This window comes from Tistrella mobilis KA081020-065, assembly GCF_000264455.2.
GTDB lineage: Bacteria > Pseudomonadota > Alphaproteobacteria > Tistrellales > Tistrellaceae > Tistrella > Tistrella mobilis.
Genome location: NC_017956.1, coordinates 2,330,141 through 2,352,393, shown reverse-complemented (window position 1 = coordinate 2,352,393; position 22,253 = coordinate 2,330,141). Strand labels below are relative to the sequence as shown.

General features: G+C 66.9%; 21 protein-coding genes and 1 pseudogene. 13 read left to right on the top strand and 9 right to left on the bottom strand.

Annotated features, from left to right (window positions below; all coding sequences use genetic code 11):
- Positions 1–153: 153 nt before the first annotated feature.
- The 3 genes from TMO_RS10650 to TMO_RS10640 all read left to right on the top strand — a co-directional run bounded on the left by TMO_RS10650 (position 154) and on the right by TMO_RS10640 (position 2,804).
- On the top strand, positions 154–1,269 hold the full coding sequence (locus TMO_RS10650) for an ISAs1 family transposase (protein ID WP_014744391.1): 1,116 nt from the start codon (positions 154–156) through the stop codon (positions 1,267–1,269).
- Positions 1,270–1,380: 111 nt separating this feature from the next.
- Positions 1,381–2,313, top strand: a complete 933-nt coding sequence (locus TMO_RS10645) for a PhzF family phenazine biosynthesis protein (RefSeq protein WP_014745631.1) — start codon at positions 1,381–1,383, stop codon at positions 2,311–2,313.
- A gap of 215 nt (positions 2,314–2,528) precedes the next feature.
- Entirely contained in the window at positions 2,529–2,804 is a 276-nt protein-coding gene (locus TMO_RS10640; RefSeq protein ID WP_014745630.1) for a hypothetical protein, read from the top strand.
- 224 nt (positions 2,805–3,028) lie between these two features.
- On the opposite strand, the gene TMO_RS10635 is transcribed toward TMO_RS10640, so the two are convergent.
- Together TMO_RS10635 and TMO_RS10630 are read right to left on the bottom strand one after the other, a co-directional pair.
- Positions 3,029–4,504, bottom strand: coding sequence for a L,D-transpeptidase family protein (locus TMO_RS10635; RefSeq protein ID WP_014745629.1), 1,476 nt, complete (start codon positions 4,502–4,504; stop codon positions 3,029–3,031).
- Positions 4,501–5,640, bottom strand: a complete 1,140-nt coding sequence (locus TMO_RS10630) for a patatin-like phospholipase family protein (protein WP_014745628.1) — start codon at positions 5,638–5,640, stop codon at positions 4,501–4,503. The genes TMO_RS10635 and TMO_RS10630 overlap by 4 nt, the downstream gene beginning before the upstream one ends.
- 574 nt (positions 5,641–6,214) lie before the next feature.
- Here TMO_RS10630 and TMO_RS10625 point away from each other — a divergent pair.
- Together TMO_RS10625 and TMO_RS10620 are read left to right on the top strand one after the other, a co-directional pair.
- Positions 6,215–7,147: a DMT family transporter gene (locus TMO_RS10625; RefSeq protein WP_014745627.1), complete on the top strand. Its 933-nt coding sequence runs from the start codon at positions 6,215–6,217 to the stop codon at positions 7,145–7,147.
- Positions 7,148–7,364: 217 nt separating this feature from the next.
- On the top strand, positions 7,365–8,870 hold the full coding sequence (locus TMO_RS10620; RefSeq protein WP_014745626.1) for an EAL domain-containing protein: 1,506 nt from the start codon (positions 7,365–7,367) through the stop codon (positions 8,868–8,870).
- Between the two features lie 34 nt (positions 8,871–8,904).
- Here the strand turns inward: TMO_RS10620 and recQ are convergent.
- The 4 genes and pseudogenes from recQ to TMO_RS10600 form a co-directional block, all read right to left on the bottom strand.
- A pseudogene (gene recQ, locus TMO_RS10615) lies at positions 8,905–10,768 on the bottom strand (DNA helicase RecQ).
- A gap of 54 nt (positions 10,769–10,822) precedes the next feature.
- Entirely contained in the window at positions 10,823–11,302 is a 480-nt protein-coding gene (locus TMO_RS10610; RefSeq protein WP_014745624.1) for a peptidylprolyl isomerase, read from the bottom strand.
- Positions 11,303–11,556: 254 nt separating this feature from the next.
- Positions 11,557–11,871, bottom strand: a complete 315-nt coding sequence (locus TMO_RS10605) for a type II toxin-antitoxin system RelE/ParE family toxin (RefSeq protein WP_014745623.1) — start codon at positions 11,869–11,871, stop codon at positions 11,557–11,559.
- An 8-nt stretch (positions 11,872–11,879) separates the two neighbouring features.
- Positions 11,880–12,164 (bottom strand): type II toxin-antitoxin system ParD family antitoxin, encoded by a 285-nt coding sequence (locus TMO_RS10600; RefSeq protein WP_228382217.1) that lies wholly within the window; start codon positions 12,162–12,164, stop codon positions 11,880–11,882.
- Between the two features lie 265 nt (positions 12,165–12,429).
- Here TMO_RS10600 and TMO_RS30380 point away from each other — a divergent pair, with 265 nt between their 5' ends.
- Entirely contained in the window at positions 12,430–13,518 is a 1,089-nt protein-coding gene (locus TMO_RS30380; protein WP_081598868.1) for a GTP pyrophosphokinase family protein, read from the top strand.
- 111 nt (positions 13,519–13,629) lie between these two features.
- Here the strand turns inward: TMO_RS30380 and TMO_RS29400 are convergent, their stop codons facing one another.
- The 3 genes from TMO_RS29400 to phnF form a co-directional block, all read right to left on the bottom strand.
- Positions 13,630–14,508 (bottom strand): hypothetical protein, encoded by an 879-nt coding sequence (locus TMO_RS29400; protein WP_014745621.1) that lies wholly within the window; start codon positions 14,506–14,508, stop codon positions 13,630–13,632.
- Between the two features lie 119 nt (positions 14,509–14,627).
- On the bottom strand, positions 14,628–15,203 hold the full coding sequence (locus TMO_RS10585; RefSeq protein WP_014745620.1) for a peptidylprolyl isomerase: 576 nt from the start codon (positions 15,201–15,203) through the stop codon (positions 14,628–14,630).
- Positions 15,204–15,377: 174 nt separating this feature from the next.
- Complete coding sequence (phnF, locus tag TMO_RS10580) at positions 15,378–16,145, bottom strand: phosphonate metabolism transcriptional regulator PhnF (RefSeq protein ID WP_145978111.1); 768 nt, start codon at positions 16,143–16,145, stop codon at positions 15,378–15,380.
- Between the two features lie 174 nt (positions 16,146–16,319).
- Between phnF and phnG the strand changes: the two genes are divergently transcribed.
- The 7 genes from phnG to TMO_RS10545 are packed head-to-tail and all read left to right on the top strand — an operon-like array spanning position 16,320 to position 22,251.
- Positions 16,320–16,829 carry a phosphonate C-P lyase system protein PhnG gene (gene phnG / locus TMO_RS10575; protein WP_014745618.1) on the top strand — a complete coding sequence of 170 codons (510 nt, stop codon included), beginning with the start codon at positions 16,320–16,322 and terminating at the stop codon, positions 16,827–16,829.
- A gap of 5 nt (positions 16,830–16,834) precedes the next feature.
- Positions 16,835–17,464: a phosphonate C-P lyase system protein PhnH gene (phnH, locus tag TMO_RS10570; protein ID WP_014745617.1), complete on the top strand. Its 630-nt coding sequence runs from the start codon at positions 16,835–16,837 to the stop codon at positions 17,462–17,464.
- Between the two features lie 4 nt (positions 17,465–17,468).
- Complete coding sequence (locus TMO_RS10565; protein WP_014745616.1) at positions 17,469–18,614, top strand: carbon-phosphorus lyase complex subunit PhnI; 1,146 nt, start codon at positions 17,469–17,471, stop codon at positions 18,612–18,614.
- A complete protein-coding gene (locus TMO_RS10560; protein ID WP_014745615.1) occupies positions 18,611–19,549 on the top strand; it encodes an alpha-D-ribose 1-methylphosphonate 5-phosphate C-P-lyase PhnJ in 939 nt (312 codons plus the stop codon). Before TMO_RS10565 ends, TMO_RS10560 begins: the two co-directional genes overlap by 4 nt.
- The gene (gene phnK / locus TMO_RS10555; RefSeq protein ID WP_014745614.1) at positions 19,546–20,355 is read left to right on the top strand and encodes a phosphonate C-P lyase system protein PhnK; all 810 of its coding nucleotides are present in this window, start codon (positions 19,546–19,548) and stop codon (positions 20,353–20,355) included. Before TMO_RS10560 ends, phnK begins: the two co-directional genes overlap by 4 nt.
- Before the next feature lie 16 nt (positions 20,356–20,371).
- Positions 20,372–21,109, top strand: coding sequence for a phosphonate C-P lyase system protein PhnL (gene phnL, locus TMO_RS10550; RefSeq protein ID WP_041606003.1), 738 nt, complete (start codon positions 20,372–20,374; stop codon positions 21,107–21,109).
- Positions 21,106–22,251 (top strand): alpha-D-ribose 1-methylphosphonate 5-triphosphate diphosphatase, encoded by a 1,146-nt coding sequence (locus tag TMO_RS10545; RefSeq protein WP_014745612.1) that lies wholly within the window; start codon positions 21,106–21,108, stop codon positions 22,249–22,251. Before phnL ends, TMO_RS10545 begins: the two co-directional genes overlap by 4 nt.
- Positions 22,252–22,253 lie beyond the last annotated feature (2 nt).

The following is a 22,253-nucleotide window of genomic DNA, read 5'->3' as shown; positions in this document are numbered from 1 at the left end:
CGAGTAAACCACGCTCCCGGTGGCGCGGCCAGCGCGGAAGCTGACGGGACCAGGGCAATCGGGTGAAACAGTGCGTGACAGGACGGAAAAAGTCTGAATCTCTCGTTGTCGACGTTGCTGGCTTGGGAGGGATGGATGGAACCGTGTGGGGCCTTGGGCGAAGCGATTGGGTTTCTTGAGCATTTTGAGGAGCTTCCGGACGGGCGGCAAGCTGGCAAGATTGTGTATCCGCTTGATGAGGTGCTGCTCCTGAGCCTTCTGGCGGTGCTGGCGGGAGCGGAGACCTTCACGGACATCGCGCGCTTTGGCCAAAAGAAGCTCGATCTGCTGCGGCGCTTCCGGCCATTCGCGGATGGCACGCCGCCGCACGACACGCTGGGTGACATCTTCGCGTCGCTGGACGCGGAGAGCTTTCAGCGGTGCTTCGTGTCGTGGGTGGCGTCGGTTACCGGGACGCCTGAGGGCGTGATCGCCATTGATGGCAAGACCGTGCGGCGTTCGGGCGGGAAGAAGGACGCGAAGGCGCCCATCCACATGGTCTCGGCCTTCGCCGCCCGGCAGCGTCTGGTGCTGGGTCAGGTCAAGGTGGACGAGAAGTCGAACGAGATCGTGGCCATTCCCAAGCTATTGGACCTGCTGGCGATCGAAGGGGCCATCGTGACCATCGACGCCATGGGATGCCAGCGCGACATTGCGGCCAGGATCACCGACAAGAAGGCCGATTACGTGTTGGCCCTCAAAGGCAATCAAGGATCGCTGCGCGAGGACGTCGCCCTGTTCGTCGCCGAACAGCAGGCCAAGGGCTTCCAGGATACGACCATCAGCCAGCACGAGACCGTCGACGGCGATCATGGCCGGATCGAAACCCGCAAGACCACCGTCATCCATGATGTCGCCTGGCTCCGGGCGCGACATGACTGGCCCGGCCTCAAAAGCATCGTCGTCGTGGAAAGCACGCGACGGATCGGCGACAAAATCGACAGCGAAACCCGGCTCTACATCACATCATTGGCGCTCATCGCCGCTCTCGTCGGGCCGATCATCAGAAGTCATTGGGCCATCGAGAATAGTCTCCACTGGGTCATGGATATGGTCTTCCGTGATGACGAATGCCGGGTGCGTACCCAAAACGCCCCAGCCAACTTCACAACCCTGAAGCACATGGCACATAACCTGCTGCGACAAGCACCGGGAAAGGACTCCCTACGCCTCCGACGCAAGGTCGCCGCCTGGGACGACGACTTCCTCGCAAGCCTCATCGCAGTTTAAAAACTTTCACCCGATTCCCCTGCTGACGGGACGGGGTGGCGCGGATCGCGCGGCCGGTGCAAGATCGGCGCGTTCGTCCTGCCTCGCCATCCACCATAAGGGGAGAAGCCCATGTCCGCTGCCGACGTCCCGGGGCGCGCCTTTCTGACGGCCGACGTCTTCACCGATCAGCCCTTCGGCGGCAATCCGCTGGCGGTGCTGCCCGATGCGGACGGGCTGGACGAGGGAGCGATGCAGCGGATTGCGCGCGAATTCAACCTGTCGGAGACGACCTTCGTCCTGCCGCCGACCCGGCCGGATTGCGATCTGCGCTTCCGGATCTTCACGCCTGAGATCGAGCTGCCCTTCGCGGGCCACCCGACGATCGGCGGCGTGCTGGCGCTGGCCCATCTGGGGCGGATCAGCCCCGCCTGCGACGGCAGCCCTGTCCGGGTGGTGATCGAGGAAGCGGCGGGCCCGGTGCCGGTCGACATCCTGGCCGATGGCGCGGGCAGACTGCCGCGGGCGGTGATGGGGGCACCGCGCCGGCCCGAGCCGGTGGCCGATGCCCCGGCACGTGCGGATCTGGCTGCACTTCTGTCGCTGCCGGAGCGTGCGATTGCCGATGGGGCGCTGGTCGCGTCCGCCGGCATGCCCTTCCTGTTCGTGCCGCTGGCGCAGGATGCCGATCTGGACCGCTGCCGGCCGGATGCTGCCGTGGCGGCCCGGCTGCTGCCGGAAGGCGCGCCATCGCGTCTGGTGTATCCGATGGTTGTGGACCGGGCGGCGCGGCAGGTGCGGTCGCGGATGTTCGGGGCGGCAGCCGGCATCGGCGAGGATCCGGCAACCGGTTCGGCCGCGATGGCCCTGGCGGCCTGGCTGGCGGGGATAGAGCCGGTGCTGGTGCCACGGACGGTCGCCTGGACCATTCTTCAGGGAGAAGCGATGGGCCGCCCCAGCCGGCTGGATCTGGAACTCGACCTGGATCACACCGGGATTTCCGCGGTGCGCCTGGCGGGCAGCGCTGTGATCATGAGCAGCGGCAGACTGATCAGCGGCATATGAGGGTGTGGTCTCAGACACCATACGTCCACAGTATAAACGGACATTTGCTACAGATGCCGCAGTCCTGTTGTTTTTGTGCAACAGAGGCCCGATGCGATGCGGCGCCGTGCGGTCCGCCCTCCGCAGACCGGTGAAACGTGACGGGTGTTGTGCTACGGTCGCCTCGGTACGCATGTGGGTGCGCCACATGCTGCCCAGACAACTGGAGATGTGCCATGACCATGAACCGTATCAAGCGCGTTGCGCTGCCCCTCTTCGGCGCCACCGCCCTGATCGCGGTCGCCGGCTGCGCGAACCTCTCGGACGAGGATCGTATGCTCCTCAACGAGGCGAAGGCTGCCGCCACCTCGGCGAAGCAGAGCGCCGACGCCTCGCGCGCTTCGGCCGCCGAGAGCGCCCGCAGCGCCCAGGCCGCTGCCGCTTCGGCCGACCGTGCCGAGCGGGCCGCCGAGCGCGCCGAGCGCGCCTTCAGCGCCGGCCAGCGCAAGTGATCGCTCGCGCCGGGTGACCGGCGCGACGGAAACCCCCGGTCGGGCCTGGCCTGCCGGGGGTTTCGCTTGGCTTCGGTTTCCGCTGCGGCGGAGGACGTCCACCGGAGCCGGGCATCACCGGACGTCGACGAAAAGAAGGGCCGGCGGAGCATCTCCGCCGGCCCTTCTCGTTTCTCTGTGCTGATCCGGTCAGCGTTGCAAAGCTGCAATCGGAGCGCGGCGCGTCAGTCCGCGACCGGCTGGATCAACTGCACCGGGGCGCCGCGCGGGATGCGCGTGTCCACGGCTGCCGGCGGCGCCGGCTGGTTGATCGGTGCGGCATTGGCGGTGACGGGCGGGATGGCGGCGGTGGCCGTCGGAAGGGCCGCAGGGGCAGGCGTCGCCACCGGCTGCACCGCCCGGGCTTCGGCGGCGGCGCGGGCGGCCGGTGAGACGCTCAGCGTCACCACATTGGCGGGCTCCGCCGGCCGGGCGATCGGCTGGGCAGGCTTCAGCTCGGCCGGGAAGGTATGGGCGGTCAGCGGATCCTTGCGCGGATCGACCGCGGGTTTCGGCAGGCTGTCCGCCGCCGCCTGGGGGGCTGCGGTCGCCGAAACCGGTGTCATCCGCGCCGGCCCGCCGTCTTCCGCCGGCACCGACTGCTGGCCGGGCAGGGTCTTTTCCACCGGGGTGCGCGTGGGGTTGATCGGCAGCGCCGCCAGTTCGGGGATGGTGCCGCCGCCCAGGCTCACCTTCACCGGCAGGCCGGTGCGCTCGATCACGGCGCGGGTCACCGCTTCCCAGTCGACCTTGATACCGGCCTTGGTCGCGGCGGCTGCCACCTTGGGCTCCACCTCGGGCATGGCTTCGGGGGTGAAGCGGCCGACTTCCTCGATCTGGTCGACCTGCAGCTGGGTGGGGTGGACCTCCAGATACAACTGACCGTCGATCACCTGCACCTTGGCCGGCTGGTCGATCACCGTCACCTTGGTGCCGCTTTCGGTCATGCCGAACAGCTTGATGATGTCTTCCGGATAAAGCCGCACGCAGCCCTGGCTGACCCGGCGGCCCACGCCATAGGGGCGGTTGGTGCCGTGGATCACATAGTTCTGCCAGCCCAGATTCATCGCATGCGTGCCCAGCGGATTGTTCGGGCCGGGGCCGACGAAGGCGGGCAGGTTGGGGTTGCGGGCGCGCATCGAGGGCGTCGGTGTCCAGGTCGGCCCGTCGCGCTTCATGGTGACCCGGGTCACGCCATAGGGCGTGGCGAAGCCTTCGCGCCCGATGCCGATCGGGAAGCTGAGCGGCGCTCCGCCGCTCTTCGGGAAGTAATAGAGCCGGAGGTCGCCCATATTGACCACGATGCCTTCGCGTGGCACGTCGGGCAGCAGATGGGCGGCGGGCACGGTGATCTTCGTGCCTTCGCCCGGCAGCCAGGGCTCGACGCCCGGATTGGCCGCCAGCAGTTCGACATAGCCGATGCCCAGCGTGCGGGCCAGATCGACCAGCGTGTCTTCATGCTTCGCGGTCAGCGTCTCGATCCGGCCGATGATGCCGCGCGGTCCCTGGGGTACGGGTTTGGCCGCAGCCGCCTTTTGCGCGGCGGCCCCTGTGGCGCCTGCGGCAACGCCCTGCGCCTGGGCGGGCAGGGCGGCGCCCACCGCGGCGGCGATCAGGGCGGCGGTGGTCAGATGTCGGAGAGCGGCAGGGACCGTGGTCACAGGAATTTCTCCACAAGGTCGATGCTCGACCGCTTGCCGACCAGATCGGCATTGGCGGTCAGCCACGTGTCGGCAGAGGCGCGGCCGATGTCGCGAAGATGCAGGATGAAATCCCGATCGGCGTTCATTTTAGAGAAACTGCCGAGCGGCACCATCTCCTGTTCGCCGTCGATCCAGTGAACCCGCATGCGCTTGTAGCGCTGCGGATCCAGGCGGTTCTCGTCGAGCAGGCGGGCGACGAAGCCGATCGCACGCATTTCCCGCATCAGCGACGAATTGAAGCTGATCTCGTTGACGCGTTCCCAGATCTCGGTCGCGGTCTTCGGGATCTCGTCGCGATTGATCGGGGTCACCTGCACGATCACCACATCGGCGCTGCGGGCGCCGTAGATCAGCGGAAAGATCGCGGGATTGCCCATATAGCCGCCGTCCCAATAGGCATCGCCGTCCATTTCGACCGCCTGGAAGACATAGGGCAGGCAGGCGGAGGCGAGCAGGGCTTCGGCGGTGATAGCCTCGTTCTCGAACACCTTGATCTTGCCGGTGCGGACATTGGTGGCGGACACGAACAGCTTCATCGCCCCGCATTTGCGCACGGCATCAAGGTCGATCGCCTCCGAGACCACATCGCGCAACGGGTTGATGTTGAGCGGGTTCAGCTGGTAGGGCGACAGCACCCGGCTGGTCAGATCGAACAGCATCCGCGCCGGGCTCATATCCATGTTCCAGCCGCCCATCAGCCGGTCGAGCAGGGTGCGGCGGAGCGGGCTGTAGCGTCCGGCCTCCATCACTGCTTCCCACAACCGGTTCAGCGCGTCGCGGGCGCCCTGGCGGCCGCCGGTCGCAAAGCCTGCGACCAGGGCCGCCCCGTTCAGCGCGCCGGCGCTGGTGCCGCTGACGGCTTCGACGCCGAAACGGTCGTCTTCCAGCAGCCGGTCGAGCACGCCCCAGGTATAGGCGCCATGCGAGCCGCCACCCTGCAGCGCCAGTGTGATCGGTCGGGTCTTCGCGGGAGAGCGCGCCTCGCGCTCGGCATGGGTCTGCGGGCGGTGCCGGGCATCCGTCACCTGCGCAGTGTCACCCACCGGGTCGTCGACATGGTCCCTGACCCGGCGGTCGGGCGCGCGGTCGGTCATGCGGTCGTTCCTGCCCCTCATCGTCCCGGAAACCGCCGGAACACGGGTGCCGCATTGCGGCACGAAAGCTGACCCAAGCGATATAGGCGCAGACCGGGGGTCCTGCAAAGTCTGCTGGTGAGCCCGCGCCCGGAATGCCACGGGTTGTGGCTGTGCCGCAACCATCGCCGCCCCGTCATTTCCCCCAAAAAAAACGGCGGCCGCGCAATGCGGCCGCCGCGAGAGGCGACAGGGTTGAGGCTTGCTGGAGAGCGTGCGTCCACTCGGCCTGGTTGGGCGTCGCGGTCAGGGTCGATTGCCGGGCGAGGCATATCGACCGCTCACCATCGGGATTGATCATGCCCCGGCAGACCGTGCCCTGGGCGTGTCAAAACCCCGCCGGCTGTGACCTTGAAGAGACATCCACCAGCCGCGGGCCGGATCCGGGCCGATCCACCGATCATACGATCCACCGATCATACGTTTGCTTGACGCTCCGGTCGGGCGCGGCCCAGGATCACCCCTCGCGGCGGCGGATGATGGCCATGCAGGCGACCAACAAGCAGGCGGCCAACAGGATCGGGAGGAGAGACCCATGGAAGGCAAAGGGGCGATGCGGGCAGGAGCCAGCGGCACGCCGGGCAGCGATACGCGCGGGCCGTATCAGAGTGGGGTCCTGCAGGTTCTGACGGTCGCGGCGATCTGGGGGGTCAATTTTCCGATCGCGAAATCGGTGCTGGATCAGATGTCCCCGCTCGCCTTCTCGGCGACGCGTTATATTACGGGCGCGGTGCTGCTGCTGATCCTGCTGCGGCTGCGCGGCGTGCGTCTGCATCTCCAGCGGCGCGACATTCTGCCGCTGATCGGGCTGGGGCTGGTGGGCATCACCGCGTTTCAGGGCTTCTGGGCCACCGGCCTGCACATGACCAGCGCGTCGAGTGCTGCGATCGTGATGTCGGCCGCGCCGATCTTCGGGGCGATCTTCGGCCATCTGACCGGCCAGAAGGCGGGGCCGCGGGCCTGGGCGGGCATTCTGGTGGCCTTCGCCGGTGTGGCGCTGGTGGTCAACAACAGCCTGACGGGACTCCATCTCGAGACCGGTGATCTGGCCGGCGATCTGGTGATGCTGGGCGCCGCGGCGGCCTGGGCGCTGTATTCTGCGCTGTCGCGCCACCTGCTGGCGCGGCTGGGCGCCCTGGCGGTGACGGCCTGGACCATGCTGTTCGGCGCCCTGGCGCTCTGTCTGCTGGCGCTGCCGGGGCTGGCCGATCAGCCCTGGGCGGCGCTCGGGGCCGCCGACTGGGCCGCCTGGGGGTTCAGCGTCGTCTTCGCCTCTGCCCTTGCCTTCGTCTGGTGGTACGAAGGGATCGCCCGGCTGGGTGTCGCCCGGGCGATGGTCTTCACCTATCTGACCCCGGTGATCGCGGTTGCGGTTGCGGTTCTGCTGCTGGGGGAAGAACTGACGCTCGCCCGTCTTTGGGGTGCAGCTGTGGTCATTACAGGTGTTCGCCTTGCACGGCGCGGATGAACAATGGATTTCGATTGGTTTTTAAGAAAATTCTCCATAAATTCTATTGCCTGCCTCTGTACGTTCCGGCATCAATACCTATACACTCCCAATCGCGAGCAACCGGGTTGCAGGATGCAACGGTGCTCGATCCGGGGGCGAGGGGTTTAAGGTGTCACTGCTGTCGCGGGGTCTTTATGGATGGATCGATCGGACGGGGGTTCGCCGCAGCTGGTTGATGCCGCTCCTGTTCGCCGCGGCCCTGGCGGGAGCGGCGCTTGCGCTCGCTGGTGGAGAATTCGTCGCCCGGCGAATGTCGGATGCGACGCTTGAGACACATCTGACCGAGATGGTGGCCCGATCGGACGAGATCGCCGACGAGGCGGCGCGGATGCTTGTGGCCGCCAACACGGATATGGCGGCCACCTGTTCCGAGCTGGATCTGGCCCTGCTGCGCGAGCGGATCTTCGTTTCGCGCTTCATCCGCGATGTCGGCCGGCTGGACGGGGACCGGATCCTGTGCACGGCCGCCTGGGGGCAGCTGGACCTGCCGACCCCGCTGGATCCGCCGGATTACGAAGCACCGAGCGGCGCGCGGGTCTGGACCGCCTCCCGCAATCCGGCGGCCCGGCGCATCACCACCGACATGGTGAGCCTCGGCCGGACGATCGTGTTCATCTCGGACGCCGCCTACGATTTCATGCGCAACGAAGGCCGGCTGGTTTTCAGCTATGCGCGCAGCACCGGCCGGGTTTTCCGCACCGGCGACGGCACGCCGACCCGCAGCCTGAACGTGCGCCCGACGGCGGGTGGGGTCTTGCTGGAGGGCCGCGTCTATCCCGCCGCCTGCTCGCGACGGTTCGATATCTGCATCGCCGTTGCCTCGGGTGATCGGGGCATGCTGGGCCAGCCGATGCCGGTGGTCGCAGGCGTGGGCCTGCTGGGGGCGCTGGCCGGCGCCGCCTCGGCCCTGGCCATGACCCAGTGGCGCCGGCCGGGCGGGTCGATCGAACACGATCTTCGCCGGGCGCTGGCTGCCGGTCGTCTGCGACTGGTCTATCAGCCGGTGGTGCGGGTCCGCGACGGGGTGGTCGTGGGGGCGGAAGGTCTGATCCGCTGGGACCGGCCCGATGGCGGCGAGATCCCGCCCGACCTTTTCGTACCGGTTGCCGAACGGACGGGGTTGAGTGGCGAACTTGCCCGTTATGTCCTGATCCGCGCGCTGGACGAAATGGCGCCGCATCTGACCGGGCCGGGCGATTTCCGCCTGGCACTCAACGTCACCACCATGGATCTGCTCGATCCGGACATCTTCGATCTTCTGGAGACGGAAACCCGCCGGCTCGGCATCGCGCCCGAGCGGATCGCCCTGGAGATCACCGAGCGGTCGACCGCCGAATATCAGCAGCTGGCGCCGGCGGTGGCCCGGTATCGCCACCGCGGCTATCGCATTCATATTGACGATTTCGGTACCGGCTATTCCAGCCTGGCCCATCTGGGCGAACTGCCGGTAGATGCGATCAAGATCGACCGGCTGTTTACCCGGGCGATCGGCACCGGCGCGATCAGCGCCTCGATCGTGCCGCAGATCTTCGCGCTTGCGGGCCTTCTGGGGGCCGAGGTGATCGTCGAGGGTATCGAGACCGAGGCCCAGGCCTGCCATCTGGCGGTGGAACATCCCGATGCGCTGGGGCAGGGCTGGTTCTTCGGCCGGCCGGTGCCGGCCCGAGATTTCACCATATGAAACTGGACGTCATCGCCCGATTGGCCCTGGAGGGTCAGAACCCGTCGGCGACCGCCTCCGGATCCTCGCCCTGCAGCACCGCCAGGAAGGCGTCGCCATAGCGGCTGAGCTTGGTGGAGGCGACACCCGGGATTTCGGCCAGTGCGCGCTCGTCCAGCGGCCGGTTGCGGGCCATCTCGACCAGGGTCGCGTCGTGGAAGATCACATAGGGCGGCACGCCCTGGGCGCGGGCGAGCGCCAGGCGCAGGCGGCGCAGCGCCTGGAACATGGTCTCGTCCTCGCCCGCCAGGCTCGGGCGTTCGGGCCGGCTGCGGTCGCGGGCGGGGCCCCGGCCGCGGCGGCGCGGCGCCGGATCTTCGCGCAGCGTCAGGCTGGTTTCGCCGCGCAGCAGCGGCCGGCAGGTCTCGTTGTCGCCCAGCCTGAGCCCGCCATGGCCGGCGGTGTCGACCACCAGCAGGCGATGGGCGACCAGCTGGCGGAACACCGCCTTCCAGCCGCGCTTGTCCAGCTCGCTGCCGATGCCGAAGACACTGAGCTTGTCGTGGCCGAACTGGCGGACCTTGTCGGTGACGGTACCGGTCAGCACGTCGATGACATGGGCGGCGCCGAACAGCTGGCCGGTGCGATACACCGCCGACAGCGCCTTCTGCGCGATGACCGTGCCATCGAAGGTGCGGGCGGGCTCAAGGCAGGTGTCGCAATTGCCGCAAGGCTGCGTGCCGTGTTCGTCGAAATAGTCCAGCAGCACCTGGCGGCGGCAGCGCGTGGTCTCGCAGAAGCCGACCAGGGCATCGACCTTGCGCCGCTCCACTCGCTTCTGGGTGTCGGCCGCTTCCGACGCCTCGATCAGCTGATAGATCCGGGCGATGTCGGGCGTGCCGTAGAGCATCAGCACTTCCGAGGCCAGGCCGTCGCGGCCGGCGCGGCCGGTTTCCTGGTAATAGGCTTCCAGCGATTTCGGCAGGTCGAGATGGATGACGAAGCGCACATCCGGCTTGTCGATGCCCATGCCGAAGGCGATGGTCGCCACCATCACCAGCCCGTCTTCCTTCAGGAACCGGTCCTGGTTGCGGGCGCGGGCATCCTTGTCGAGCCCGGCATGATAGGGCAGGGCGTCGATGCCCTCGGATGTCAGCCAGGTTGCGGTCTCTTCCACCTTGGCCCGCGACATGCAGTAGATGATGCCGGCCTCGCCCTGGTGGCGATCCAGGAAATCCTTGATCTGCTGGCGCGGCGTCTCTTTGGGGGCCACGCGGTAGCGGATGTTGGGGCGGTCGAAGCTCGACAGGAACACCCGGCCCTGGCCAAGGTCCAGATGGGTCTGGATGTCGGCGCGGGTGGGGGCGTCGGCGGTGGCGGTCAGCGCCACCCGGGGGACATGACGCCACTGTTCGTGCAGCACCGTCAGCCGGCGGTATTCCGGCCGGAAGTCGTGGCCCCATTGCGAGACGCAATGCGCCTCGTCGATCGCGAACAGCGCGATCTCGATCTCGTCGAGCAGACGCAGGAAGGGTTCGGTCAGCAGGCGTTCGGGCGCGACATAGACCAGGTCGATCTCGCCCCGGCGCATCGCCTGCTCGATCGCCATCGCCTCGCGGAAGGGGATGGTGGAGTTGAGTGCGGCGGCGCGCACGCCCAGCTGCCGCAGCGCCTCCACCTGATCCTGCATCAGCGCGATCAGCGGCGAGACCACGATGCCCGACCCCCGGCCGGCAGAGCGCCGGGATCTGGTAGCAGAGCGACTTGCCGCCGCCGGTCGGCATCAGCACCAGGGCGTCACCGCCCCGGGTGACGTGGTCCACGATCTCGGCCTGAAGGCCGCGGAACGCCTTGTAGCCGAAGACCTCGTGCAGGACTTCGGCCGGGTCGCGCGTCGCGGCCTTCGAACCGGTCGTGATGTCCGGGGTGTTGCCGCCCCCGGACGTGGTGTCTGGCGTATCCAAGGTTGCGTGTCAGCCCTGGATGTCGGCCTTGACCTTCAGGCTCTTGATCGCATCCGGCTTCCGCGGCGGCTCGCCGCGGGCGATCTTGTCGATCGCCTCCATGCCCTCGACCACCTCACCCCAGACGGTGTACTGGCCGTCGAGGAAGCGGGCCGGGGCGAAGCAGATGAAGAACTGGCTGTCGGCGCTGTCCGGATCGGGGGTGCGGGCCGCACCGATCACGCCGCGCTCGAACGCGGTCTTGGTGAACTCGGCCTTGAGCTTCTTGCCCGAACCGCCCCGGCCGGTGCCGGTGGGGTCGCCGGTCTGGGCCATGAAGCCCTCGATCACGCGATGGAAGACGATGCCGTCATAGAAGCCTTCGCGCGCAAGTTCCTTCATGCGGGCGACATGGCCGGGCGCGAGGTCGGGACGCAGGCGGATCACCACCGTCCCGTGGTCCAGGGTCATCACCAGCGTGTTCTCGGGGTCGAGCGCGGTGTCGGTCATGAGCGGAGGGCTCCGTAACGGGTGGTCGGAAGGATGTGGATGCAGGATCGTCAAAAAGCCACACGGCACCGCCCGCAACCGGGTTCACCGCTGACGCGCCCCATCCTAGCCCGATCATCCGCCGATGCGAGCGAAAAAGCCGGAGGGGTGAAAAAGGCGGCGGCGGTGAGGTGGGCCGTCGATGGCATGAGCGACGCAGCGGTTCGATAACGCCCGGCTCGGACGCGGGCGGACCGTGAAGGAAGGCAACGCCTTCACTCGATGTCCTCATAATAGATCAACGCCGGCAGATGGCGCTTCTGATGCAGAATGCGCAGTATGACTGTGCGGCCGCCCGCGGAGCGGATCGGTGCATAAAATATAATGTGCCGGCCGAAGCCGACCGATCGCATGCCCGGCAGGAAAAGATCTCGTGGCCGTCCGGCCTCGGGCGCGTGTTCAATCTGCTCGAAGACGGACACCAGGCCGCGATAATAGCGCAGCCACTGCTCTCTGCCCCACTGCCGGATGGTGTACTGCCGGATTTCGTCCAGATCCCGCAGGGCGAGATCAGAGAGCTTGATCGACATTCAGAAGATCAGCTCTTGAAGGCATCAGGCTCGAACCCTCGCGGGTCGAATTCGATGAAAGCCCCACCCTCCGCCGCGGCAGCGGCGGTCTCAAGCTCGGCTTTCAACGCATAAAACTGCCGGGCGCCGTCCTTCTCCATCAGCAGGCGGATCCCTGCGCGTACAACTTCACTGAGATTGGCATAGGCCCCCGACCTGATCAGGCCGTCGACATAGTCCCGCATCGGTTCCGTCAGATGGACATTCGGCATGATCGCACCTCCTGTATGCTCAATCATATCAGATTCGAGCATATGGGCAAACGGGAGCCGGACCGCAGCAGGCCGCTCCTGTGCTGTTTCCGCAATGCGGAAAGGATTTGCAACGGAGCGCCACCCAATCCGATGTGAACCGGATCAGTTCGTAAGTGCTGTGCGGACAGCCATCAACGCCTGATTGCTTGCGTCCGAGCCCGAATTTCGGTTAAGTATGTTAATAGGTCACAACTTTGTTGTATTTGGCTATCGCAGCAGGGCGTCGAAAGCCTGCTGAGCGGATATCCTGGGGGCGCTGTCGGTCATGCCATTCTCTGATGAACTTATTACTGAGGCGGTTGCCCGCTATCGTCGTGAACGTGATCGCTACGTCAAACTTGCTGATCGTGTGGCGGAAATCTGCAGAGAGGATGTGTGCGAGCAGAATGCGATTCGTGCTCACGTAACTTTTCGTATCAAGACGGAAAAATCATTTGAGGGTAAACTTCGCCGCTTCGCGTCTCGCGAGGACCGCAATTATACGTCTATAGACGAGATATTCGCATCGATTAGTGATCTTGCTGGAGTTCGTGTATCTGCTTATCAAGAAAAAGATTGTAATCAAATTGTTCAAAAAATGGAAGAATTGTTTTGTGGCCCGGCCGGACAGCAAACAATCGAGATTGATCGTAAGGATAAGAAGACTGATTTAAATGAAAATTATTATCGAGCCACTCACGTTCAGGCTGCATTGCGCCAAGATCAATTGATTGGAATTTACGATAATGTCGGTGATATTAGTTGCGAAATTCAGATATGTACGATGATAGCTCATGTCTGGAATGAAGTTGAGCATGACATTGGCTACAAGTCGGACGATGCTGGACCTTCACCTGATGAGGCCTACCATCTCAGTGACCTGGGGAGACTTGTGCGTCGAGGAGATCATGTTATTTCCGCTCTCATGGCTGCGCATGAGAGACGTCTTACAGCAATCAATCCGGCGTCCAACTCTGTCGATCCTGAGCGGCCGTTCATGGATGTCCATGATTTTGTAAGTCGCATGCGAGATTTCTGGGGTGACGCCATGCCGAAATTTGCGGAGAATTCAGGGCAACTTTTTGATCTTTTGAATGACCTGGGAGTTAATTCGCCAAAAGCTGTTCAAGATACACTTCAGGGAATGAACGCGGAATGCGCGCGCGCCCTTCTCTCTCGCCTCAACGACCGACTCGCCGAGGAAGGCGTTACGGAGTTGTCGCTGAAGCCTGAAACATCGGATTTGATGCTGGTCCCACTAGCTAACAAGATGCCAGATCAAATCCGTGCGGCACTCCAGGGCCGGGCGGGCCGGGGGAGGGGAAGGCCAACCCGCCTGCACCGGGTCATGTTGCGCCATCTCAGCCAAGCTTGAAGCGCTCTCCACATAGTTGTATGTCGCCGCTCAAAATAAAAAACGGGTGACCGCCGAAGCGATCACCCGTCGTCGGTCTGACCGGCCAAAAGCCAGGCCGTATTCTACTGGTCAGGCTGCCGGCAGCAGGGCCTGGATGGGCCAGGCTGCGGCTTCCGCGGTCGGGCGGGCGACCAGCAGGCGGGCGCGGTAGAAGCCGTCGATTTCGGCACCGCCGGTGTCGATGCCGAAATCGGCCAGGCGGTCGAGCGCGGCGGTCTGCTCGCTCTGGTCGTGGAAGCGGCGGTGGCGGAACGTCTTGGAGCTGTGCTCCACCGCATAGCCGTGATCGGCCAGCATCTCTTCAAGGCCGTGCGTATCCACGGTGCGCACCGGCATCGACAGCACCCAGGGCTTGCGGCCGTCCTCGGCCGCCGAGATCAGCTTGGAGATGGTCGCCTCGCCGACATAGCCCATGCCGCCGGCCTCGACGATCACGTCGGTATCGGCCGCCCAGCGGGCCAGCTCGGCGCTCGGCGCGTCGTTCTCCAGATCCTCGACGAAGGCCCGTTCGATCAGGCCGACGGTGCGGGAATAGCGCAGCGCATTCTCGGCCACGTCGACACCGGCGATGCGGTGCTGGGCGGCCGCCTTGCGGCGTTGGAGCATGTTGCGGTCATAGGCGATGCGGCCGGCATCATCGGGCTGAGCCGCGCGCTTGGGATCGGTATAGAGCCGGTGCAGCGTGCCGGGCTGCAGATCGTGGTTCAGCATCATCGGCAGCGCGCCGTAGCCGCTGCACAGATCGATCAACTTCAGCGACCCGCGGCCGCGTGCCACCGCCAGGCTGCCGAGCAGCGAGCGGTAGAAGCCTGCGGCGATCTCGGGGGTCTGGTAATCGAGAGGTGCCAGGCGCTGCCAGTACGCTGCCGGATCCGAGAGGTTGTACACATCATCGAACATGGCCTTGCCGGGGCCCCAGAGACTGGTATCGGGACGGCCGCTGTTCATGGGAGATCCTCCTTGCATGTTGATCCGGAAAGTCTGCTGCATCACCTATCAACTTCGAGTTGATAAACGGACAGATGGAACGGTCCGCGGCGGCCTTTCGGGCCGCCGCGGCTGTGGGATTACTTCGGGGCTGCGTCGGCCAGGACCTGCATCTTCTCGATGCGGTCCGGGCGCCGCGGCGGTTCGCCGGGCGCGATGCGGTCGACGAGATCCATGCCTTCGATCACCTCACCCCAGACGGTATAGCTGCCGTCGAGATGGCCGGCACGGTCGTAGCAGATGAAGAACTGGCTGTCGCCGCTGTCCAGATCGCTGCTGCGGGCCATGCCCACGGTGCCGCGTCGGAAGGGCGTGTTCGACAGCTCCGCCTTCAGCTTCTTGCCCGAGCCGCCACGCCCGGTGCCGGTGGGGTCGCCGGTCTGCGCCATGAAGCCGGGGATGACGCGGTGGAAGACCACGCCGTCATAGAAACCCTGCCGGGTGAGTTCCTTGATCCGCGCCACATGGCCCGGCGCGATGTCCGGGCGCAGGCGGATCAGAACCTTGCCTGACGCAAGGGTCATGACCAGGGTGTTCTCGGGGTCCGGTGCCCCTGCGGGGGCCGGATTGGTCTGGGCCAGGGCGTTTCCTGCGATACCCGTGGCAGCTGCGGCGCCGGCAAGAATGCCGAGGGCCGCGCGTCGGCTGATCGTCACCAAGCGAGGGGTCCTGATCATGGTCGTTGTGGCGGGTTCGACGGAAATATAGGGGATCGGCGCGCCGAAACCAACCCGTGGACCGAAATTCGCTGCAGGGATCTGCCGTAAGTCGCTGAGCTGGCGGTGAAAATTCTCTGGCGTCACGCCATGGTCGGCGCGGGCGCCGGCGATTTACATTGATGTCGATGCATCGGTTCTGTCGGTTGCATCCGGGTTGCGCGGGTCGGTGACGATCTGCACCCGATCGCCGGCAAAGAGGGTGATGCCGTACTGCACCGGCCGGCCATTTACATCGACGTCGATGTATTCCGTCTTGAGCACCGGCCGGTTGGGCGGCTGGCGCAGCAGCCCGGCCTCTTCGGCAGAGGGCATGCGCGCGGTGATGCGGGTGCGGCCGCGGGTGTAGTCGTGGATGTCGAAGCGGGTGAGGGCGAGGGTCATGGAGGGGGTTTCGCGGAACACCTCGTCGATGCCGCGGAAGCGGTCGAAATCCAGGTAATGCCGCCCCAGGCTGACCGGCACGTTGTCGGCGAAAGAGAGGGTGGTGAGATAGATCAGCGGCGCGCCTTCCGCGACGCCCAGCCCCTCGGCGACGCGGCCGGTGGCGGCGACGGCGGCTGCCTCCAGCAGCATGCCGGCCGGCCGGCGCTCCTGCGCTTTCAGATTGGCGCTGAAGCGTGTGCGCGGGCCCAGGGCATAGTCCATCACGTTTTCATGCACGAAGGTGCCGCGGCCCTGTTCCACGCGGATCAGCCCGCGGGTCTTCAATTCGCGGATCGCCCGGCGGACGGTGTGACGGTTGGCCCCGAAGCGTTCCGCCAGCTGGTGTTCGGTGGCGAGCTGGGCGCCCGGCGTCATGATGCCGCGCTGAATCTCGTCCGCGAGCACCCGTTCGATCTGCCGCCAGAGCGTCACCCCCGGTTCCCGGTCAATGGCCATCCGATCCCCCTTCTGGTCCTGCTGCGGTACCGCATCGTCATGCAAACGTCACCCTCCCGGTCTTGCCCTCGGGCGGGGATGGAGGCATCATGCCCATGAGAGATACGGATGTCTATACAAATATACCAAGTTGTCGACATCCGCTTCGACGCGGGTACGGAAGGAACAAGTCCGATGACGATGACGGCGGAGATGGCCGGCGGCACGGCGGAAACGGCCGGTGGCACGGCGGACCAGGCGGCGCGCAGGCGCTGGCTGGCGGTGCTGGCCCGTGCCGATCGCGGCCGGTTGCAGGCGGCGCTGGATGATCTGCCCGGCGGCCGGGCCGGTGTGCTGGCGGGGGCGGTGGCCCTGCGCCGCCCGGAAACCGGTCTGGCCATGGTCCGCGGCCGAGCGGGCGGGGCAGGGGCCCGGTTCAATCTGGGCGAGATGACCGTCTCGCGCGCCGTGGTGCGGCTGAAGGACGGCGAGGCCGGGGTCGGCTATGTCGCCGGACGCGACCGGGCGAAGGCCGAACTGGTGGCGGTTCTGGACGCGCTGCTCCAGACCGGCTCCCACGGCCCCCGGCTGATGCGCGACCTGGTCGAGCCGCTGGCGGCCGAACAGGCCGCGGCCCGGGCCCTGGCGTCGCGCAAGGCGGCGGCGAGCCGGGTGGAGTTCTTCACCATGGTCCGCGGGGAGTGACACGGATGAGCCTGACCCTTGACATGCCGGCGGTGGCCCCGCTCGCCAGCCTTGCCCCCGGCTTCCCCGACCCGGTCGGCGATGCCCAGACCACCTTTCGCGCCGTGCTGGACGCCATGGCCCGCCCCGGCCGTATCGCCAGGGTGACGGCGGTCCCGGGGCTGGACCGGCCGCTGTCGCGCGCCGCAGCCGCCGTGCTGCTGGCGCTGGCCGATCACGACACCCCCGTCTGGCTGGACCGGGTCTCGGCCCCGGCGCTGCCCTATCTGCGCTTTCACACCGGCGCGCCGCTGGCGGTCGCCCCCGACAAGGCGGCCTTTGCGGTGATCGGCGATCCCGAGGCGATGCCGGCGCCCGATCGTTTCGCCCTCGGCACCGATGCCTATCCCGACCGGTCCACCACGCTGGTGATCGAGGTCGAGACGCTGTCGGCCGGGCCGGCGGCAGGCTGGCGGCTGGAAGGACCCGGCATCGATGGAGCGGCACATCTGGCGGTCACCGGGCTGCCAGCCGGCTTCGTTGAGGCCCGCGCGGCGCTGGCGCCGCTCTATCCCCGCGGGCTCGACATTGTGCTGACGGCGGGCGACCGGCTGGCGGCCCTGCCGCGCACCACCCGCATCACCCCGGAGGGCTGATCCGATGTATGTTGCGGTCAAGGGCGGTGAGGCGGCGATCGCCAATGCCCACCGGCTGCTGGCGGAAGACCGCCGCGGCGATCCGCAGGTGGCGGAGCTTGGCGTCGACCAGATCACCAGCCAGCTGGGCCGGGCGGTCGACCGGGTGATGACCGAAGGCTCGGTCTATGATCCCGAACTCGCCGGGCTCGCCATCAAACAGGCCCAGGGCGACCTGGTCGAAGCGATCTTCCTGCTCAGGGCCTATCGCACCACCCTGCCGCGCTTCGGCGCGACGGAGCCGGTCGATACCGCGCGCATGGCGATCGCCCGGCGCATCTCGGCCACCTTCAAGGATCTGCCGGGCGGCCAGGTGCTGGGCTCGACCTTCGACTATACCCATCGCCTGCTGGATTTCGGCCTGCTGGACGGCGAGACGGCGCCCGAACCGGTTCTGCCGCTGGCAGAGCCGCTGGACGACGCCATGCCGCGGGTCACCGATCTGCTGAACCATGAAGGGCTGATCGAGCGCGAGCTGCCCGCCGTGGACGAGGACGAAGAGACGGTCCCCGACCTCACCCGCGAGCCGCTGGATTTCCCCGCCGACCGGGCGCTGCGGCTGCAGAGCCTGGCCCGCGGCGACGAGGGTTTTCTGCTGGCGCTCGGCTATTCGACCCAGCGCGGCTATGCCAACAGCCACCCCTTCGCGGGCGAGATCCGCATCGGCAAAGTCGCCGTCGAGATGGTGCCCGAAGAGCTGGGTTTCGCGGTCGAGATCGGCGAGATCGAACTGACCGAATGCCAGATGATCAACCAGTTCCGCGGCACGGCTGCGGCGCCGCCGCAATTCACCCGCGGCTATGGTCTGGGCTTCGGTCAGGTTGAACGCAAGGCCATGGCCATGGCGCTGGTCGACCGGGCGATGCGCGCGGGCGAGCTGGGCGAAGCGGTGATGGGCCCGGCCCAGGACCCGGAATTCGTGCTCTACCACGCCGACAATGTCGAAGCCTCGGGCTTCGTGCAGCATCTGAAGCTGCCGCATTATGTCGACTTCCAGTCGGAACTCGACATGGTCCGTCGCCTGCGCCGCGCGCATGGCGAGCGGCACGGTGGCCAACAGGACGCTGACGACCAGGACGCCGACGACCAGAACAGGGATGCGGCAGAATGACCTCCCCCGCGACGACCACCGTTCTTGCCGCTGACGCCGATGGCAGCAGCGCCGACGGCTACAACTTCGCCTATCTGGACGAGCAGACCAAGCGGATGATCCGCCGGGCGATCCTGAAAGGCGTCGCCATCCCCGGCTATCAGGTGCCCTTCGCCAGCCGCGAAATGCCGTTGCCCTATGGCTGGGGCACCGGCGGCATCCAGGTGACCGCCGCCGTGCTGGGCCGGGACGACGTGCTCAAGGTCATCGACCAGGGCGCGGACGACACCACCAATGCGGTGTCGATCCGCCGCTTCTTCGCCCGCACCGCCGGGGTTGCCACCACCGAGCGGACGCGTGAGGCGACGATCATCCAGACCCGCCACCGCGTGCCCGAAGCCCGGCTGACCGAAGACCAGATCCTGGTCTATCAGGTGCCGATCCCCGAGCCGCTGCGCTGGCTGGAGCCGCGCGAGACCGAGACCCGGCGCATGCACGCGCTGGCCGAATATGGCGCGATGCATGTGAAGCTCTACGAAGACATCGCCCGCCACGGCCGCATCGCCACCACCTATGACTATCCGGTGATGGTGGCCGGCCGCCATCTGGCGCGGCCCTCGCCCATCCCCAAATTCGACAACCCGAAGCTGGATGATGCGCCCTTCCTGCAGCTGTTCGGCGCCGGGCGCGAGAAGCGGATCTACGCGATCCCACCCCATACCACCGTGCGCAGCCTGGATTTCGAGGACCACCCCTTCGACGTGGAAGGCTGGGACCGGCCCTGCGCGCTGTGCGGTGCCACCGACAGCTATCTGGACGAGGTGATCGTCGACGACCGGGGCGGGCGGATCTTCGTCTGTTCCGACACCGATCACTGCACCAGCCGGCGCGAGGCCGGCCATGAGGGGCCGGGCATGGATGCCCCGTTCCATCCGGGCGAGGAGGGCGCGCGATGAACGCGATCGCAAAGGCCGCCGAGACCCTGTCCCCCGCCCGGCCGTTGCTGGCGGTGGAGGGGCTGGAGAAGCGCTACGGCACCGCCATCGCCTGCACCGACGTCTCGTTCCGGATGTGGCCGGGAGAGGTGCTGGGCATCGTGGGCGAGAGCGGATCGGGCAAGACCACGCTGCTCGGCATGCTGTCGGGCCGGATCGAAGCCGATGGCGGTCAGGCGCTCTATACCGACCGCGCCGGCACCACCCATGACGTGGTGACCATGGGCGAGGCCGAGCGCCGCCGGCTGGCCCGCGAGGAATGGGGCATCGTCCACCAGAATCCGCGCGACGGGCTGCGGCTGGATGTTTCCGCTGGCGCCAATGTCGGCGAGCCGCTGATGGCGACGGGCGCCCGGCATTACGGCCGGATCCGCGACCGGGCGCTCGACTGGCTGGGGCGGGTGGAAATCGATGGCGGGCGGATCGACGATCTGCCGCGCACCTTTTCCGGAGGCATGCAGCAGCGCCTGCAGATCGCCCGCAATCTGGTGATCGGTCCCAGGCTGGTGTTCATGGACGAGCCGACCGGCGGGCTCGACGTTTCGGTGCAGGCGCGGCTGCTCGACCTGATCCGCGAACTGAACGAGGATCTGGGCCTGTCGGTGCTGATCGTCACCCACGACCTGGCGGTCGCCCGCCTGCTCGCCGACCGGCTGATGGTGATGCGCCGCGGCCGGGTGGTGGAACAGGGGCTGACCGACCAGATCCTCGACGACCCGCAGCACCCCTATACCCAGCTGCTCGTCTCTTCCGTGCTCCAGGTCTGATCCGATGGTGACCCCGATGACGCAAGATCTCGCCGGAACGGCGATGCCGGTCGCGGACGGCTGGCGGCTCAAGGCCGAAGGCATCTCCAAGACCTTCGTGCTTCACACCCAGGGCGGCGTGCGGCTGCCGGTGCTCGACCGGGTCGATCTGGAAGTGGCGCCCGGCGAATGCGTGGTGCTGGACGGCCCTTCCGGGACCGGCAAGAGCACCCTGCTCAAAACCCTCTACGCCAATTATCTGGCCGATCAGGGCCGGGTTCTGGTCCGCCATGGCGACGAGGTGGTCGACATGTGCACGGCGGAGCCGCGCGAGGTGCTGGATGTCCGCCGCCGGACCATGGGCTATGTCAGCCAGTTCCTGCGGGTGATCCCGCGTGTCGCAACGCTCAGGATCGTCGCCGAGCCACTGCGCCGGCGCGGGGGAGGGGCGGCCGAAGCCGAGACGCGCGCAGCGGAACTGCTGGTCGCGCTGAACCTGCCCGAGCGGCTGTGGTCGCTGCCGCCCGCGACCTTTTCGGGCGGCGAGCAGCAGCGGGTGAACATCGCCCGCGGCCTGGCCGCCGGTCATCCGGTGCTGCTGCTGGACGAACCCACCGCCTCGCTCGACGCCGGCAATGTCGATGCCGCCTGCGGACTGATCGAAGCCGCCCGCAGCAATGGTGCCGCGATCGTCGCCATCTTCCACGACCGGGCGGTGCGTGATCGCCTGGCGACCCGCCTTCTGCCCCTCACTCCCGCCGGAGCCGCCGCATGACCGCCCAGACCATCCTGACCAATGCCCGGGTGGTGACGCCCGACACCGTGCTGGCGCGGGCGACCGTGGTGGTCGCGGACGGCCGCATCGTCGAACTGGCCGAGGGGATCTCTCGGGTGCCGGGTGCGATCGACCTTGAGGGCGATCATCTGATCCCCGGGCTGGTGGAGCTGCACACCGACAATCTGGAGCGGCATTTCGCGCCGCGGCCAGGGGTGCGCTGGCCGGCGTTGCCGGCCGTGCGGGCGCATGATGCAGAACTGGCCGCGGCCGGCATCACCACGGTCTTCGACGCCGTGACCATCGGCGATCTGAAGCAGGGCAACCGGGCGCGCGATCTGGCCGACATGATCGATGCAGTGGCCGATGCCAAGACCCGCGACCTGCTGCGCGTCGACCATCTTCTGCATCTGCGCTGCGAGATCGCTCATGAACGGATGCAGGCGCTGGTCGAGCCGCTGATCGACCATCCGCTGACCGGCATGCTGTCGATCATGGACCACACCCCCGGCCAGCGGCAGTTCGTCGACGAGGCGAAATACCGCGAATATTATATGGGCAAGCATGGCGTCAGCGCCGACGAGATCGGGGAGATGATCGTCAACCAGAAGCGCATGCAGGCGGAACACGCCCCGGCCAACCGCGCCTATGTGGTGGCACAGGCGCAGGCGCGCGGCTATGCACTGGCTTCCCATGACGACGCCACGGCCGAGCATGTAACCGAAGCCGAGGCCGATGGCTGCTCGGTGGCCGAGTTCCCGACCACGATCGAGGCCGCGCGCGCATCGAAGGCCGCCGGCATGGCGGTGCTGATGGGGGCGCCCAATCTGGTGCGGGGCGGCTCGCATTCCGGCAATGTCTCGGCCCGGGCTCTTGCCGAAGCCGGGCTGCTCGACGTGCTGTCGTCGGATTACGTGCCGGCGAGCCTGCTGCATGCGGCCATGATGCTGGCGGATGTGGAGGGCGTGGGGCTGGCGGCCGCCATTCGCACCGTCACCGACATTCCGGCGCGTGCGGTCGGGCTCAAGGATCGCGGCCGGATCGCGGCCGGCGCGCAGGCCGATCTGGTGCGCTTCGCCGTGGTCGACGGCCATGTGCCGCTGATCCGGGCCGTGTGGCGGCGCGGCCGGCAGGTGCTCTGATC